At 40.6% G+C, this 15908-nt stretch carries 16 protein-coding genes; 13 read left to right on the forward strand and 3 right to left on the reverse strand.

Annotation, left to right across the window (positions count from 1 at the left end; all coding sequences use genetic code 11):
• Positions 1 to 28: 28 nt before the first annotated feature.
• The 4 genes from E0D95_RS02915 to E0D95_RS02930 all read left to right on the forward strand — a co-directional run bounded on the left by E0D95_RS02915 (position 29) and on the right by E0D95_RS02930 (position 4018).
• Positions 29 to 697 (forward strand): 3-oxoacid CoA-transferase subunit A, encoded by a 669-nt coding sequence (locus E0D95_RS02915; protein WP_130802465.1) that lies wholly within the window; start codon positions 29 to 31, stop codon positions 695 to 697.
• Positions 697 to 1347, forward strand: coding sequence for a 3-oxoacid CoA-transferase subunit B (locus E0D95_RS02920; protein ID WP_130802466.1), 651 nt, complete (start codon positions 697 to 699; stop codon positions 1345 to 1347). Before E0D95_RS02915 ends, E0D95_RS02920 begins: the two co-directional genes overlap by 1 nt.
• 98 nt (positions 1348 to 1445) lie before the next feature.
• A complete protein-coding gene (gene dcaP / locus E0D95_RS02925) occupies positions 1446 to 2774 on the forward strand; it encodes an outer membrane trimeric porin-like protein DcaP (protein ID WP_130802467.1) in 1329 nt (442 codons plus the stop codon).
• Between the two features lie 23 nt (positions 2775 to 2797).
• Entirely contained in the window at positions 2798 to 4018 is a 1221-nt protein-coding gene (locus E0D95_RS02930; protein ID WP_130802468.1) for an MFS transporter, read from the forward strand.
• 26 nt (positions 4019 to 4044) lie between these two features.
• On the opposite strand, the gene E0D95_RS02935 is transcribed toward E0D95_RS02930, so the two are convergent.
• A complete protein-coding gene (locus E0D95_RS02935) occupies positions 4045 to 4467 on the reverse strand; it encodes a PaaI family thioesterase (RefSeq protein WP_130802469.1) in 423 nt (140 codons plus the stop codon).
• A 330-nt stretch (positions 4468 to 4797) separates the two neighbouring features.
• On the opposite strand from E0D95_RS02935, the gene E0D95_RS02940 reads away from it, so the two are divergent.
• From E0D95_RS02940 to E0D95_RS02955, 4 genes are all read left to right on the forward strand, one after another.
• Positions 4798 to 6600 carry an acyl-CoA dehydrogenase C-terminal domain-containing protein gene (locus E0D95_RS02940; RefSeq protein ID WP_130802470.1) on the forward strand — a complete coding sequence of 601 codons (1803 nt, stop codon included), beginning with the start codon at positions 4798 to 4800 and terminating at the stop codon, positions 6598 to 6600.
• A gap of 62 nt (positions 6601 to 6662) precedes the next feature.
• Positions 6663 to 7451: a 2-(1,2-epoxy-1,2-dihydrophenyl)acetyl-CoA isomerase PaaG gene (paaG, locus tag E0D95_RS02945; protein ID WP_130802471.1), complete on the forward strand. Its 789-nt coding sequence runs from the start codon at positions 6663 to 6665 to the stop codon at positions 7449 to 7451.
• 56 nt (positions 7452 to 7507) lie between these two features.
• Positions 7508 to 8266, forward strand: a complete 759-nt coding sequence (locus tag E0D95_RS02950) for a class II aldolase/adducin family protein (protein ID WP_130802472.1) — start codon at positions 7508 to 7510, stop codon at positions 8264 to 8266.
• Positions 8263 to 9186: a 2-hydroxyacid dehydrogenase gene (locus E0D95_RS02955; protein ID WP_130802473.1), complete on the forward strand. Its 924-nt coding sequence runs from the start codon at positions 8263 to 8265 to the stop codon at positions 9184 to 9186. The genes E0D95_RS02950 and E0D95_RS02955 overlap by 4 nt, the downstream gene beginning before the upstream one ends.
• A gap of 117 nt (positions 9187 to 9303) precedes the next feature.
• On the opposite strand, the gene E0D95_RS02960 is transcribed toward E0D95_RS02955, so the two are convergent.
• Complete coding sequence (locus tag E0D95_RS02960) at positions 9304 to 10197, reverse strand: LysR family transcriptional regulator (RefSeq protein ID WP_130802474.1); 894 nt, start codon at positions 10195 to 10197, stop codon at positions 9304 to 9306.
• A gap of 169 nt (positions 10198 to 10366) precedes the next feature.
• On the opposite strand from E0D95_RS02960, the gene E0D95_RS02965 reads away from it, so the two are divergent.
• Positions 10367 to 11536 (forward strand): YbfB/YjiJ family MFS transporter, encoded by a 1170-nt coding sequence (locus E0D95_RS02965; protein ID WP_228258885.1) that lies wholly within the window; start codon positions 10367 to 10369, stop codon positions 11534 to 11536.
• Positions 11536 to 11673, forward strand: coding sequence for a hypothetical protein (locus E0D95_RS15655; protein WP_165443229.1), 138 nt, complete (start codon positions 11536 to 11538; stop codon positions 11671 to 11673). The genes E0D95_RS02965 and E0D95_RS15655 overlap by 1 nt, the downstream gene beginning before the upstream one ends.
• 339 nt (positions 11674 to 12012) lie before the next feature.
• Here E0D95_RS15655 and pcaU read toward each other — a convergent pair whose 3' ends face one another.
• The gene (gene pcaU, locus E0D95_RS02970) at positions 12013 to 12837 is read right to left on the reverse strand and encodes an IclR family transcriptional regulator PcaU (protein WP_130802476.1); all 825 of its coding nucleotides are present in this window, start codon (positions 12835 to 12837) and stop codon (positions 12013 to 12015) included.
• 297 nt (positions 12838 to 13134) lie between these two features.
• On the opposite strand from pcaU, the gene E0D95_RS02975 reads away from it, so the two are divergent.
• The 3 genes from E0D95_RS02975 (at position 13135) to pcaF (ending at position 15900) form a co-directional block, all read left to right on the forward strand.
• Positions 13135 to 13821, forward strand: coding sequence for a 3-oxoacid CoA-transferase subunit A (locus E0D95_RS02975; protein WP_130802477.1), 687 nt, complete (start codon positions 13135 to 13137; stop codon positions 13819 to 13821).
• A 10-nt stretch (positions 13822 to 13831) separates the two neighbouring features.
• Positions 13832 to 14485, forward strand: a complete 654-nt coding sequence (gene catJ / locus E0D95_RS02980; protein WP_130802478.1) for a 3-oxoadipate CoA-transferase subunit B CatJ — start codon at positions 13832 to 13834, stop codon at positions 14483 to 14485.
• Between the two features lie 209 nt (positions 14486 to 14694).
• Positions 14695 to 15900 carry a 3-oxoadipyl-CoA thiolase gene (gene pcaF / locus E0D95_RS02985; protein ID WP_130802479.1) on the forward strand — a complete coding sequence of 402 codons (1206 nt, stop codon included), beginning with the start codon at positions 14695 to 14697 and terminating at the stop codon, positions 15898 to 15900.
• Positions 15901 to 15908: the final 8 nt, after the last annotated feature.

A 15908-nucleotide genomic window follows, 5' to 3' on the forward strand; every position in this document is an offset into this window, starting at 1 on the left:
TAAATGAAGACAGAAGGAATGAATTGATATGATTAATAAAATCACCAGTGATATTGAATCGGTCTTAAAAACGATTCCTGATGGTGCCACCATTATGACCAGTGGTTTTGGTACAACAGGTCAACCAGAAGCGCTACTGGAAGCACTTATTGATATTGCACCGAAAGAGTTGACCATTATCAATAACAATGCGTCCTCTGGTCCAAATGGTTTAACCAAATTATTTACCGCTGGATTGGTGAAAAAGCTGATTTGTTCTTTTCCAAAGTCGGTCAGTTCAACTGTTTTTCCAGATATGTATCGTGCTGGAAAAATTGAACTGGAACTGGTGCCACAGGGCAATCTGGCATGTCGTATTCAGGCGGCTGGTGCAGGACTAGGTGCTGTGTTTACACCTACTGCATATGGGACAAAAATTGCTGAAGGTAAGGAAACCCGTAATATCAATGGGAAAAATTATGTCTTGGAATATCCTTTACATGCAGATTTTGCGTTCATTTATGCAGACAAAGCCGATCGCTGGGGCAATTTAACCTACCGTAAAGCCGCACGTAACTTTGGTCCAATCATGGCAAAAGCCGCGACCACGACAATTGTACAAGTCAATGAAGTAGTAGAGTTGGGGAGTCTTGATCCCGAATGTATCATTACACCGGGAATATTTGTAAAACATGTTGTAACAGTGGGAGATATCTAATGAGCATACAAAAAAGAACGCGTGAAGAGATTGCCGCTGTTATTGCCAGAGACATCCCAGATGGTTCTTATGTCAATTTAGGAATTGGTTTACCGACCAACGTTGCCAAATATCTACCTAAAGACAAGGAAATTTTTTTACATTCTGAAAATGGTGTGTTGGCATTTGGCCCACCACCAGTAGCTGGTGAAGAAGATCCAGATTTGGTCAATGCCGGTAAGGAGTTGATTACCTTATTGCCGGGTGGCTGCTTTATGCATCATGGCGATTCTTTTGACATCATGCGTGGTGGGCATCTGGATATCTGCGTACTCGGTGCTTTTCAGGTCGCCATTAATGGTGATTTGGCAAACTGGCATACAGGTCGTGAAGATGACATACCTGCGGTCGGTGGCGCGATGGATTTGGCAGTGGGGGCTAAACGTATTTTTGTTTATATGGAACATACCACAAAAAAAGGCGAGCCTAAAATTGTCAATCAGTTGACCTATCCTATTACGGGAGAACAATGTGTCGATCGTATTTATACTGATTTATGCATTATCGAACTCAAAGATGGACAGGCTCAGGTCATTGAAATGGTCGAAGGTTTAACTTTTGATGAGTTGCAAGCTGTAACCGAATGTCCTTTAGTGGATGCGCGTTCTTAAAACGACTCAAAACTTTGAAACTAACTTGTATATGAAAATTTGGATATTCAGGGGCATATACAAGTTGATTGATTAAACTCTATCTTTAAGGAATAAAGATGAAAAAACTTATTTTAGCTGCGGCTTGTGCCGCGGTCTCAGGGAGTGTTTTTGCAAATTCTGTTGAAAATACCACCGAGCAACGAATTAATGCACTTGAAGCAGAATTACAGCGTTTGAAAACTGAGCTTGAACTGCAAAAAACCAATCAGCAAAAAATCTTGGCGACTACTGCCCCATTAGCTGAACAAAAAACAACAGCACCAGTAAGCACTCCAGTAAAAACAGAAAAAGCCATTCCACCGTCATGGGTCACATGGACGGACAATGTCAAAGTCTATGGAATTGCACGTCTCGATGCTGCGGTGGATTTTAAATCTTCACCAGACACAGGGGGACGTACCACCAGCAGTATTAATCGGACACCTTTTGAAAGTGATAAACGCGCGAATCATGCACGATCTGATGCCAGTATTAATGCCAGCCGTTTAGGCGTGTATTTTACCAGTCCAGATAAAAAAGTGACGGGAAATGTTGAGGCTGACTTTTTTGATAGTTCCAATATGGGAACAGGCGATGGTAAGTTCCGTATTCGTCATGCATTTTTTACCTATAAAGACTGGACTTTTGGTCAAACATGGTCACTCATGTCCAATATGGAAACCCGTACAGAATCGGTGGACTATACCCAGTTCATGGGAACATCATATACACGTTTACCGCAAGTACGTTATGACTGGAAAATTGATAAAAATCATGACTTAAAACTCGCACTCGAATATACAGGTTCACGTGTTTCTGCTTTTCCTTCTTTAACAGGTCGTTATTCTTATAAAGAAGGGCCATTATTGTTACTGGCTCAAGGTTTTGTAAATGAAAAATCAGTAAGTGTTGGTCGTGATGACGTCAAAAAGGTGAGTTGGGGTGCGGGTGGTGGACTAAAATATCAACTTAGTCCAAAGCAATCGATACAGGCGAACTATCAACATATTGTGGGCGATCAGAAATTTATGCCTTACACTTCACAAAGCGGTTTGCTCAATGCATCTAACTTAAATGCCGCAGGTGACTTTTCCTTAAATCAAGAGAAAACCGATCTAGTAATGAATACACTGGATTCATTTAATCTCGGTTATACCTATAAATTTAATGATCAATGGCGCACCAACTGGTCAGCATCAATCTTTAAATATGATGATCTTAGCCAATATGCTGAATTAAATCAGGATGCTAACGATCGGTTAACTGATTATGCGGCGAACCTGTTTTATAGTCCAACGGCACAAATGGATTTAGGCGTGGAATACCATCATGGCGAACGCAAGGTATTTGACGGCAGAACAGCAGATGTATCACGAGTCAATTTTGTGTCGATGTATAAATTCTAAATCAGTTATAGAGTAATAAACGGATGTCTAAAGTCATTCAGACCAGCACAGAACACATGGATATGTCTAAAGGTCTGATTTTTTTATTGGCCATGACCTGTGGTATCAGTGCTGGATCGAATTATTATAATCAACCGTTAATTTATTCAATCGCACATGCTCTGGGAGTCAATCCTGAACAGGCGGCATTAGTCATTGTCATCGGGCAATTATCTTATGCTGTAGGGTTATTTGTATTGGTTCCCATGGGCGATTTTTTTGAAAAAAGATCTTATATCGTTTCCTTAATGGCTTGTACAGGGCTGGCGCAAATTGGACTGTCGTTTAGTCCCAATTTAACTGCACTGTATAGTTTAACTTTTCTTTCCACTTTTTTTTCTGTTTCAACACAGGTGCTAGTTCCATTTGCCGCTGGTTTAGCAACACCGCAAAAAAGCCCGCAAGTTGTTGGTACGCTAATGAGTGGCTTATTCATGGGAATCTTGCTGGCGCGTTCAATTGCAGGATTAATTTCTACGGTATGGACTTGGCATGCCGTGTATTTATTAAGTGGCTTTATACTTTTACTATTTGCGGTGCTGGTCTGGTTTAAACTGCCTGTTGCCAAAAAAACAGTCAAATTAAAAGTCTGGCAAATTTATGCATCATTATTTACTTTGGCAGTCCATGAACCCCATTTAATTCGGCGTGGTTTAGTGGGCGGAATTGGTTTTGGTATTCTGGCACTTATTTTCACCACAATGACCTTTTTACTCGCAAATGCACCTTATTATTTTAATGATTTTCAAATTGGTTTATTTGGGATCGTGGGTTTGGCTGGGGTGTTTGCAACCCCTTGGGCGGGTAAAAAAATTGCACGACAGCAAGAAAATGTAACCGCACTGGTAAGCCTCATCTTGCTCATTTTGGCGTGGATTCCATTATTCTTTGCTCAGAAATTTCTAGTACTGTACGCGATTGGGGTTATTTTGGCGTATTTTGGTTTGTCTGCTTTACATGTGCTCAATCAAAATCTGGTGTATCGCATTTCTGCTCAGGCCCGTTCCCGCATCAATTCAATTTATATGACGTTATATTTTGGTGGTGCTGCATTAGGCTCTTTTGTCGCAGTCTATGCATGGAAGCACTGGGGCTGGGTTGCTTGTGCCAGTATTGGCATGTGCATGGCAATCATTAGTTTTGCGATTGACCGCTATGATTTTTATAAAATGAGACAGCCGCATTTGAAAAGATTAAGTCGTTAGGACTTAATCTTTGTTGGGTTTTTAGTTCAACGACGAATAATCATAAAGGTTGCAGAGGCAAAGGCATAAATTTTGCCATTGTCATCTACAATTTTTCCTTCAGTGGTAATAATATTTCGCCCAGCATGAATCAGTTCGCCATGCGCATAATATGCTGTGTCAATTTGCATAGGACGAATCATTTTCACATTAAGGTCAATCGTGCCGTATCCCACATTGCCCTCAAGTACAGAGTGTGCTGCACCACCTGTTGCCGTATCCAGTGCAGTGGCACAGAAACCACCATGAACTCCGCCTTGCACGTTTAAGTGGCTCTGATTTGGAATCACTTTATAGGTTACTTTCCCTTGTGATGCTTCAACCAATTGCATTGGAAGAGTCTGAGCCATAGGGGATGCAGAAATATCACCATTTTTTAGGGCTGTTAAAAATTCTAAACCAGTTTGCATAAGTCATCCTTGCTGTGAAACATATGCTGCACCATACTATAAAAACAAATTAATCGAAATAAAATTTTGCATAACAAAAATAAAAATTTATTTAAATTAAAAACAATAAATTCTAAATGATTTTAAGTAAATGTAATTTAATAAAAATTTTTAAATTAATTTTTTATAGTTGAAAATACAGAGTGGGAATAGCATTAAAGATTTAGTAATTTTCAAAAATTAATTTTGCATTATGGAATAAATTTATATATTTTTAGTTGATGAGGAGAATAAATTTTTAACTCACTTATCAGATGTTTTAAGTGAAATACAGACTCAAGGAAATAGGATATGCCTGTATATAAAGCCCCACAGCGTGATATGCAATTTGTTTTACATGAAATGTTAGAGGTCGAAAAAAGTTACCAACAATTCCCTAAATATGCAGATCAGTTGAATCGTGACCTGATTAATCAATATTTAGAGGCCGCTGCCGATTTTTGTGAAAATGAAATTGCGCCGATTAATCAAAATTGTGATCAGGAAGGTTGTCATTTTGATAAAGGAGTGGTGACCACACCAAAGGGCTTTAAAGAAGCCTATAACAAGTATGTTGAGTTAGGTTTTACGTCATTGACGGCTGATCCTGAATATGGCGGTCAGGGCATGCCAACCTTATTACGTATTGCCATTTCAGAAATGCTTTGTGGTTCAAATTGGTCATGGGCAATGTATCAGGGACTTTCACATGGTGCGATGCGTACACTGGAACATCATGGAACTGAGCAACAAAAGCAGACATTTTTGACTAAACTGATTTCAGGTGTCTGGACAGGAACCATGTGTTTAACCGAATCACATGCAGGTTCAGATTTAGGTCTTATTCGTACCAAAGCTGAACCACAGCCAGATGGTAGTTACAGCATTACAGGCGAGAAAATTTTTATCTCTGCTGGTGAACATGATCTGGCTGAAAATATTGTACATATCGTTTTGGCACGGTTGCCAAATGCTCCAGCAGGAACAAAAGGAATTTCATTATTTATCGTGCCAAAGTTCAATGTCGATGAATCTGGTGATCTTCAAGAGCGTAATCAGGTGGTGTGTAGTGCGATTGAACATAAAATGGGAATTCATGGTAATGCCACTTGTGTTATGAATTTCGATGCTGCCAAAGGTTATCTGATCGGCCCTGAAAATCGTGGCTTAAATTGCATGTTTACCTTTATGAATACTGCACGTATTGGTACAGCAGTTCAGGGACTTGCTGCATCTCAAATTGCTTTTCAGGGTGCACTTGAATATGCCAAAGAACGTGTTGCGATGCGTGCTTTAACTGGAGCCAAATGCCCAGAAAAAAATGCAGATCCGATTATTGTACATCCTGCTGTACGTAGCATGTTAATGACTCAAAAAGCCTTTGCTGAAGGGGGACGCGCCTTGGCTTATTTTCTGGCACAACATGCAGATATTGTTGAAACATCAACCGATGAAAATCAAAAAAAACTATCGGATGAATTGCTGGCGTTTTTAACCCCAATTGCCAAAGCATTTTTAACCGAATCAGGCAATGAATCTGCTAAACATGGTGTACAAATTTTTGGTGGGCACGGTTTTATTGTTGAACATGGTATGGAACAAATTGTTCGAGATGCACGTATTTCTACTCTGTATGAAGGCACCACAGAAATTCAGTCACTCGACTTACTGGCGCGTAAAGTGCTCAAGTCAGAAGGTAAGTTGCTCAAAAATATGACTGATTTAATTGATCAGTTTGTCATTGAAAATCAGGCTGATCGCAACTTAGCCCCTTATCTTGATCAATTATCCAAGCTCAAAAGCGAATGGCTTGAAATCACCAAGTACATTGCGGAAAAAGCACAGCACAATCCTGAAGAAATTGGAGCAGCTTCGGTCGATTATCTGTATTACTCAAGTTATATTGTTTATGCATACTTATGGGCGCGTATGGCAAAAGTGGCGCAGCAAAAACTGGATGAGAATACAACTGAAGCCAAGTTCTATCAGGCTAAACTCAAAACTGCAAAATTCTTTTACCAGAAATTATTAAATCGAACTCAACAACATCTAGCCTCAATGAAAACAGGGGCCGATGCTGTTATGGCACTGGATGCAGAAGACTTTGCTCTTTAATTATAGGTAAGATAGAGAGATGGAAAAAATCCATCTCTTCATAGAATAGATGAGTATTGAATATGAATTTTCAACATATTTTAGTTCGTGTTGAGCAGCGTATCGCTTATTTAACGTTTAATCGACCTGAAGTTTTAAATAGTTTTAATGAACAGATGCATCAGGAAGTTGCCCACATTTTGTCTGAATGGGAAACATCTGAGCAGATCAAAGTGATTGTAATTTCGGGGATGGGAAAAGGGTTTTGTGCAGGGCAGGATTTGTCTGCTCGTAATCCAGAAGTGATTGAGCATCCAGATTATGATGCAGGCGCATCTCTGGGACAGTATTACAATCCTTTAATCTTAAAAATCGCCAATATGCCTAAAGTGGTTGTAGCTGCTGTCAATGGGGTTGCCGCAGGAGCGGGAGCAAATATTGCATTGGCCTGTGACATTGTTGTTGCCAAACAGTCAGCTTCATTTATTCAGTCATTTTCCAGAGTGGGATTAATTCCAGATGCAGGGGGTACGTGGATATTACCGCGTTTGGTCGGACATGCGCGAGCCAAGGCATTAACCTTACTTGCCGATAAACTTAGTGCCGAAAAAGCCTATCAATGGGGTATGATTTGGGAGGTTTATCCAGATGATGAATTTCAGAATCAAGTGACTGCTTTGGCTGAGATGTTGGCGTTGAAGCCATCGTCCTCAATGAAATTGATAAAAAAAGCCTTGAATCTTTCTCAGCAAAATTCGCTTGAACAGCAGCTTGATCTTGAACGAGACTTGCAACGTGAAGCAGGTCAGTCGGCCAATTATAAAGAAGGCGTGCGGTCATTTATGCAAAAACGACAACCAAATTTCGACTAAATTTGTAGATTTTTATAAGATTCACAAAATAGTCATAACATGCAAAGGATGCAACTATGTCAAGTTTACAACAACAAGTTTCTGCGAGTGAGTGGGCTGCGAGATGTCAATTAGCAGCTTTATATCGTTTAATTGCCTATTATCGAATGACTGACTTGATTGATACCCATATTAGTTTGCGAGTGCCTGATGAAGAGGGTCATTTTTTAATTAACCAATATGGTATTCCTTTTGAAAAAATGACGGCTTCTCATTTGGTCAAAATTGACTATGACGGCAATATTGTCGATGAACATGATCAAGGGAAAATGGTCAATGTTGCAGGATTTGTGATTCATTCAGCCATTCATTCAGCACGTCACGATCTACATTGTGTGATTCACACCCATACGGCTGATGGCATTGCGGTATCTGCACAAAAACAAGGATTACTCCCAATCTCGCAACATGCCTTAAAGTTTTATAACAAAGTGAGCTATCACGACTACGAAGGTGTTGCCTTATTGACCGAAGAACGTGAACGCCTCGTTCAGGATTTTGGTCAGAATCGAGTCATGATTTTACGTAATCATGGATTATTGGCAGCAGGTGATAGTGTACAACGCGCTTTCCATGAAATTTACTTTTTGGAACGTGCTTGTCAGGCACAAATTAAAGCACTTGCAGGCGGATGTGAATTGCATTTTCCAACTCAACAGGTCTGTGAGCATACCGCAGCCCAGTTTGAATCCAAAGGAATTGAACGTATTATTGCAAATGCGTGGAATGCTGCATTATCACTGATTGAAGGGCAAAAAGAGGAATATTGTTCATGATTGTGATAGCAACTACTGTTCCTAAAGTACAAAAATGGCTGGAAGATGCATTGGCTGAATATGCACCGCAAAATGCTTATTGTTTGGCGCATAGCGAACAGGCGCAATATGCAACCACTGCCATTTCGTGGTTTCCAGATCTGGATTATCTGGAAACATTACCAAATCTAAAATTGATTCACTCGATGGCCGCAGGTGTTGAACACTTAAACCTAAAACGAATTGGCGAGCGTTATGCAGTATGCCGTGTGGTAGATGAATCGCACCAGAAAGGCATGTACGACTATTTGCAATGGTGTGTCTTATATTATCAGCGTTTTTTTGATGTGTTGATTCCGCAACAACAACAGCAACGCTGGAAGCAACCTCCACAGAAATCCAGTTCAGATATCAAAATTGGTATTATGGGTTTAGGGCAAATGGGAGGTTATATTGCTGAAAAATTTGCAAAATTGGGTTATCAAGTTTCGGGTTGGTCACGCAGCTTAAAGCAAATTGAAGGTGTGAATTGCTTTGCAGGCAATCAACAACGACAGGATTTTCTCTCACAAAGTGAAATTTTAATTAATTTACTTCCTTTGACAGAAGATAATTTTGGCCTATTAAATGCTGAATTGTTCCAACAACTTCCAAAAGGTGCTTGCATCATCAATTGTGGTCGTGGGCAGCATTTAAATGAACAGGATTTACTTGACGCTTTAGATTCTGAGCAATTGCGTGGTGCGGTTCTGGATGTATTTGCAAAAGAACCTTTGACGCAAGATCATGTCTTTTGGCAACATCCTAAAGTTTTAGTGACACCGCATGTTGCTTCACACGCACCTTGGTCGGCTGTGATTGGACAAATTCTTGAAAATGATCATCGTATTCAGCATGATTTGGCTTTGGTGAATCAAGTCAGTGTATTAAACGGTTATTAAAAACTACAATATCGTTTGAGTCGCATCCATATATCAAATCAGTAAAAAGATGAATGTCACATATGGCATTCATTTTTATACTTAAATTCAAGAATATATCAATGCTGTGCAAATGCCTTAGACAATTTCTAAAGTTCTCGGCTGTTCCAAAATATCGCTGACTTGTTCAATAAAATGTTTGAGATTACCACTCCAGCTTTGTGGCTTGTTGGCGATTAGATAGGTATTGATTTCACCAATTTGATCGTCAATATTAAAAAATCGCAATGCATCTTTATAAGATGATTTCTCAATGTACGAGCGTGGCAATATGGCGTAGCCCATTCCCAAATGTACACAGCTTAAAATCGCATCCAGATTGCCCATTTCAGTGAGTTGTGATGGCGGCAAATCATAACGCTGTAAAAAAGACTCGATGCATTTTCGATAAAAACAGCCCTGACGAATCGCAAGAAAAGGGGTTTTTAACAAAACCTTTTTATCAGGAAACGCATCAACTTCTTTAGGACATATCAGCACCAAATGCTCAGTCCATGCATGTAAATGATAAAAATCAGGCAAGACTTGTGAACTGGCAATAAAAGCACAATCGAGATCACCTGTATAAACGCGGTCGATCAATTCGCGTGTTGTCCCCGTATTCAAATGCAGTCGTAATTCAGGTAGTTGTAAAAGTACCGATTTAAACAATTGTGGTAGACGTGTCGCTGCCGTGGTTTCCATGCTTCCAATTTTTAATGGAATGTCCCGACATAAAGTCTGATCCGAAAAATGAAATTTGGCTTGCTGATGCAGTTCAAGCATTTGCTGCGCATAATGGCGCAATTGTTGACCTGCACTAGTAGGGCGAATAGGGGATTGACGCGACAATAATTCACAATTTAATTCATCTTCAAGCTTTTTTATATGATTGGTGATATTAGATTGCACCGTATGCATTTGTGTGGCTGCATGTGAAAAACTGCCACATTCGACAACTTTTAAAAAGATTTCCAACGACTTTAATTGCATTGTTGTTCACTCAGTAGTTCAACAATCGTTTTCTCAAAACAATACGACTATCTTAAAATAAGATACTGACTATCATTATAAATCATTTTACCAGATAGAGAGAATACGCTTTAATTTATTCAAGTTAAACAGAGATTTGTCTATGCAAAATACATCCAGATTGTTTGGGATGGCATTTTTGTCAACCTGTCTAGGTATTGGATTGTTTCGATTTTCATATAGCTCGCTAATGCCGCTTTTAGTTGAACAAAAATGGTTTACAGTGACCTTTGCCAGTTATTTAAGCAGTGCAAATTTATTGGGTTATTTGATTGGAGCCTTATTGGCGCATCCAGCCTCACGCTATATTCAAGATAAAAAGTTAATTAATATCAATGCATTTTTAGGCACTCTAAGTCTTTTACTGTGCGCTATACAGAATTTACCAGAAGCTTTATATATTGTTTTACGGCTATTTTCGGGTATCTCAGGCGCGACGTTAATGGTACTTGCACCCAGTTATGCATTAAGAGGTGTAGCGACTGAAATGCGACCTCGACTGAGTATGGTGGCTTTTAGTGGAATTGGTGCAGGCGTGGTCATTTCAACCTTTATCGTACCTTATGCCGCCAAAATAAATGTGGGATTAGGTTGGTTGTTTCTGGGCGTTTTAAGTTTGATCTTGAGTGGTTTGATTTTTTTGGGATTATTGCATCAGCCAAAAATAACTGTAAGCAATCATCAATATCACTCGACTATTTCGTTGCAACCAAAGCATATTCAAATGGCCGCATTGATTATCGCTGCGTATGCCTTAAGTGCTATGGCTTATATTCCGCATAGCCTGTTCTGGATTGATTTTATAAAAAGTGAATTACATCAAACCATTCAATTTGCCAATCAGCAATGGGCTTTTTATGGAGTGGGGTCGATGTTAGGTGCTGTTTTTGCTTTTTATTGTGTAAAGCATTGGCAGCTTACAGGTGCTTTATGGCGATGCTATTTACTTTATAGTCTTGCTATTTTTATTCCTGTTCATCTGCACAGTTTTTATAGTCTGGCACTTTCATCTTTTTTAACGGGTTTATTAAATCCTGCTGTGGTTTCCCTGAGTTCAAACGCGTTGCTAAGTATATTGGGTACTCAAAATCATCAATCTGCATGGAGTATCGCCACCGCAGCATTCGCAACAGCACAGCTTTTAGGAGGTCTGATCATGAGCTTTTTACATACACATGGCAGTAATTACCCTCATTTGTTTTTTCTTGGTGCAATGATTATGACACTCGGCTTCATGTGTAGTGGGTGTTTTTACATGATTTATAAAGCAAATTTAAGTCTAGTTAAAGGAGAAGCTTAATGCATTATATCCTTGGAACTTTAAGAATCATTGCAGTGTTAATTGTAGCGATGATGATTCTACTTGCTTTAACTGAATGGGATCAATTTTTTGCTCCTCAACATCTGAGTAGTCATCCAGAATCTTTTCTACAATAAAAATCTGCAATTAAAATACCAAATTATGCTCTGAGATATGGAATCATTCATTCAAGCATAAACTGAGGTATCGAATAGATTTCTTTCATCGTTGTTTAGACACTATTTATTTTTCTTCACAACAAGGAAATAAATAGGGCAGATGAAAGAAATCTAATGACTATTCACATAAATCATCGAAATATGTTTAGCCATCCAATTTATCGCAGTGTTAATTTATAAAGCAAAAGTTAATGAAATATAGATATTTATGTATTTTTTCTAATCAAAAACAACCATTAGATATTTCCAAAAAAAATGTAAAAGTTCGATCATCGAACATGAAGTTTAAATTTTGAATTATAAAATATTGCGTAATTCTCGCGCTGTTTCCTGCAATAGCGGCAAGATATGCTGGATTAAATATTCTTTTGTGGTTCGCATAGTGGGGGACACAATGTTGAGTGCCGCAACTACACGGGATTGTTGCCCATAAATCGGTACAGCCAAGGCATGTACGCCTAATTCATGCTCCTCACAGGAATAACACCAGCCTTGTTCCTTAATTTCAGATAGAAGCTCAAGAAACTCGTGATTATTGGTATGCGTATACTTGGTAAGTCGTTGTAATGGATGCTGTGAAAGCCATTCTTGTTGTTCATGATCATCTAGATAGGCTAAAAGAATTTTTCCAGCCGAAGTAGCGTGTGCGGGCAAGCGATTGCCTAAATGCAGACCGTAAGGATTGACGCGATCGGTTTGTTGATGTGCAGCACTTCTGGCAATTGTAATGGCTTCATAACCGTCAAGTACCATCACAGAATAGATCAGCGAAGTTTGTGTGGTCAACAAATTGAGCAATGGTTGAGAAATCTTTGGAAGATGTGCGCCACCCAAATAAGAGCCTGAAAATTTTAATATTTTTGGTGTTAAATAAAAATAATGACCATCAGATTCAAGATAACCGAGATATTCTAATGTAAGTAAATGTCGACGTGCAGCAGCGCGAGTCATTCCTGTTTTTTCGGCAGCCATGGTAATATTTAAACGATGGCGGTCTGTACCAAAACTATCTAAAATAGCCATGCCTTTACCAATACCCGCAACAAAATCTTCATGACGAATGGTTTTTTTATTACTTGAATTATGAATAATTTTTTCTTGTTTCTCTGTGTTTTTGTCCATATCTACTCAAATTCCTATCATTTCATGCATTCGTCTCGTTGATCACAATACTATAACGCCAAACTTGAGTAATTAAATCAGGTTTTGTTCGATAGTCGAACAAATTATTCATACATCGAACAAAACCTACCAAACTACTCTGGAACTGGAACAAAAAATTATAAAAAATGATCAGACAAGGGAATCCTAGCGAATGACTAAGGAATAGTATTTGAACTTTTATGAAATGTTCTTCCTTAGCCATGCTCTAGTTTTTCTACTTTCTAATTTTGCTTGATGCACAATGGAGTTATCTAAATGATAGATAAAAGTGCAGCGACCCTAACGGAAGCGCTTTCCCAGATTAAAGACGGTGCCACTATATTAATTGGCGGCTTTGGTACAGCAGGCCAACCTGCTGAACTGATTGATGGACTGATCGAACTTGGACTCAAAGACCTGACCATCGTCAGCAACAACGCAGGCAATGGCGACTATGGACTGGCCAAGCTCCTCAAAGCGGGTGCAGTCAAAAAAATCATTTGTTCTTTCCCACGTCAGGCCGACTCTTACGTGTTTGATGAACTGTACCGTGCGGGCAAAATCGAACTGGAAATCGTACCACAAGGTAACCTCGCATGTCGTATGCAAGCCGCAGGCATGGGACTTGGCCCGATCTACACCCCAACCGGCTTTGGAACACTACTGGCAGAAGGTAAACCAACTGTTCAATATGAAGGCAAAGACTACGTACTAGAAAACCCAATCAAAGCCGACTTCGCCTTAATTAAAGCGCATAAAGGCGACCGCTGGGGCAATCTGGTCTATCGCAAATCTGCACGCAACTTCGGTCCAATTATGGCGATGGCTGCCGACATTACCATTGCCCAAGTCAGTGAAGTGGTCGAACTGGGCGAACTTGACCCAGAAGTGATCGTGACCCCAGGCATCTTCGTCCAACACGTGGTACAGGTACAAGCTGCACCAGCACCTGTCTCAGCATAAGGAGAACGACATGAGTTACCAAAAACTAAGCCGTGACCAGATTGCACAGCGTGTGGCACAAGACATCCCAGAAGGCTCTTATGTCAACCTCGGCATCGGCTTACCGACCAAAATTGCCAGTTACCTGCCTGCGGACAAAGACATCTTCCTGCATTCAGAAAATGGCTTATTGGCTTTTGGCCCACCGCCTGCAAAAGGCGAAGAAGATCCAGAACTGATCAATGCAGGCAAAGAATACGTCACCATGTTCAAAGGCGGTAGCTTCTTCCACCATGGAGATTCCTTCGCGATGATGCGTGGCGGACACCTCGACATCTGCGTATTGGGTGCTTTTCAAATTGCAGCCAATGGTGACCTGGCCAACTGGCATACCGGTGCGCCTGATGCGATTCCATCGGTAGGTGGAGCGATGGACTTGGCAGTGGGTGCCAAGAAAGTTTTTGTGACCACGGATCATGTCACCAAAAAGGGTGAACCGAAGATTGTGGCAGAACTGACTTACCCTGCTACAGGACAAAAATGTGTGGATCGCATCTACACCGATCTTTGCATCATTGATGTCACACCAGAAGGCCTGAAAGTGACTGAGAAAGTGGAAGGTTTAAGTTTTGAAGAATTACAAAGCTTGACGGGTGCAACGTTGATTGATGCAACGACAATCTAACTTAAAAGTTTTTAAATGTAATGAACTATCGTGACAGGCGACATGGATGTCGCCCGTTGGGCAGGGAGGCAAGGAAGCTTCCTCTGTTCAACAACGGGTTTTGTCACTTTTCCCTGTCAAAAGTGAGGCGTTGCCTACGCGAAGGAAGAATGACTAAACTCGTAATTTGTGGCAGTGATCACAATAGCTTTAGAAATGGAAATGTAAGAATGAAAAACGCCTATATCGTAGATGCGATTCGTACCCCATTTGGCCGTTATGCAGGTGGTTTAGCTCCTGTACGTGCTGATGATTTGGGTGCTTTGCCAATTGCTGCATTGATCGAGCGCAACCCAACTGTCAACTGGCAACAAGTCGATGACGTGATCTATGGTTGTGCCAATCAAGCCGGTGAAGACAACCGTAATGTTGGACGCATGTCAGCACTGCTTGCAGGCTTACCTGTTGAAGTCTCTGCAAACACAGTCAATCGTTTATGTGGATCATCGCTGGATGCGATTGCTATGGCGGCTCGTGCCATTAAAGCAGGTGAAGCTAACTTAATCATTGCAGGCGGTGTCGAAAGCATGAGCCGTGCACCGTATGTGATGGGCAAATCAGAAGGCGCATTTGGACGTACTCAAAAGATTGAAGACACCACCATGGGCTGGCGTTTTATCAATCCAAAACTCAAAGCCATGTATGGTGTCGATACCATGCCACAAACGGCTGAAAACGTAGCAGAGCAGTTTGGCATCAATCGTCAAGATCAAGACCAGTTTGCCTATACCAGCCAACAACGCACAGCGGCAGCACAAGCCAAAGGTTACTTTGCCAAGGAAATCGTGCCTGTCAGCATTCCACAGCGTAAAGGTGATCCTGTCGTAATCGATACCGATGAACATCCACGCGCATCAACCACATTAGAAGCATTGGCCAAACTCAAAGGCGTGGTTAAGCCGGAAGGTACAGTCACCGCGGGCAATGCTTCAGGCATTAACGATGGTGCAGCAGCCTTACTGATTGCTTCTGATGAGGCGATTGAACAATACAATCTAAAACCACGTGCCAAAATCATTGCAGCCACCACAGTGGGTATTGAACCACGCATTATGGGTTTTGCACCGGCACCTGCGATTAAAAAATTACTCAAACAAACCAACATGACTTTAGATCAGATGGATGTGATTGAGCTGAATGAAGCATTTGCAGCGCAAGCTTTGGCATGTACCCGTGATTTAGGTCTACAAGATGATGATGCACGGGTTAATCCAAATGGTGGTGCGATTGCACTCGGTCATCCCTTGGGTGCATCAGGGGCGCGTTTGGTCACAACCGCATTGAATCAGCTTGAACAAACCGGCGGTCAGTATGCTTTGTGTTCAATGTGTATTGGTGTGGGTCAGGGCATTGCCCTGATTATTGAGCGGGTTTAAAGGAAGCC

It is taken from the genome of Acinetobacter ihumii, from assembly GCF_900625095.1.
In the GTDB taxonomy this organism is placed as follows: Bacteria; Pseudomonadota; Gammaproteobacteria; order Pseudomonadales; family Moraxellaceae; genus Acinetobacter; species Acinetobacter ihumii.

What these genes read in the sequence shown, in the direction of transcription:
- catJ (WP_130802478.1), top strand. Translation starts at nt 13,832, where the DNA reads ATGAGTTACCAAAAACTAAGCCGTGACCAGATTGCACAGCGTGTGGCA.
- E0D95_RS02975 (WP_130802477.1), top strand. Translation starts at nt 13,135, where the DNA reads ATGATAGATAAAAGTGCAGCGACCCTAACGGAAGCGCTTTCCCAGATT.
- E0D95_RS15655 (WP_165443229.1), top strand. Translation starts at nt 11,536, where the DNA reads ATGCATTATATCCTTGGAACTTTAAGAATCATTGCAGTGTTAATTGTA.
- pcaF (WP_130802479.1), top strand. Translation starts at nt 14,695, where the DNA reads ATGAAAAACGCCTATATCGTAGATGCGATTCGTACCCCATTTGGCCGT.
- E0D95_RS02930 (WP_130802468.1), top strand. Translation starts at nt 2,798, where the DNA reads ATGTCTAAAGTCATTCAGACCAGCACAGAACACATGGATATGTCTAAA.
- pcaU (WP_130802476.1), bottom strand. Translation starts at nt 12,837, where the DNA reads ATGGACAAAAACACAGAGAAACAAGAAAAAATTATTCATAATTCAAGT.
- E0D95_RS02960 (WP_130802474.1), bottom strand. Translation starts at nt 10,197, where the DNA reads ATGCAATTAAAGTCGTTGGAAATCTTTTTAAAAGTTGTCGAATGTGGC.
- E0D95_RS02915 (WP_130802465.1), top strand. Translation starts at nt 29, where the DNA reads ATGATTAATAAAATCACCAGTGATATTGAATCGGTCTTAAAAACGATT.
- E0D95_RS02965 (WP_228258885.1), top strand. Translation starts at nt 10,367, where the DNA reads ATGGCATTTTTGTCAACCTGTCTAGGTATTGGATTGTTTCGATTTTCA.
- E0D95_RS02955 (WP_130802473.1), top strand. Translation starts at nt 8,263, where the DNA reads ATGATTGTGATAGCAACTACTGTTCCTAAAGTACAAAAATGGCTGGAA.
- dcaP (WP_130802467.1), top strand. Translation starts at nt 1,446, where the DNA reads ATGAAAAAACTTATTTTAGCTGCGGCTTGTGCCGCGGTCTCAGGGAGT.
- E0D95_RS02940 (WP_130802470.1), top strand. Translation starts at nt 4,798, where the DNA reads ATGCCTGTATATAAAGCCCCACAGCGTGATATGCAATTTGTTTTACAT.
- paaG (WP_130802471.1), top strand. Translation starts at nt 6,663, where the DNA reads ATGAATTTTCAACATATTTTAGTTCGTGTTGAGCAGCGTATCGCTTAT.
- E0D95_RS02935 (WP_130802469.1), bottom strand. Translation starts at nt 4,467, where the DNA reads ATGCAAACTGGTTTAGAATTTTTAACAGCCCTAAAAAATGGTGATATT.
- E0D95_RS02920 (WP_130802466.1), top strand. Translation starts at nt 697, where the DNA reads ATGAGCATACAAAAAAGAACGCGTGAAGAGATTGCCGCTGTTATTGCC.
- E0D95_RS02950 (WP_130802472.1), top strand. Translation starts at nt 7,508, where the DNA reads ATGTCAAGTTTACAACAACAAGTTTCTGCGAGTGAGTGGGCTGCGAGA.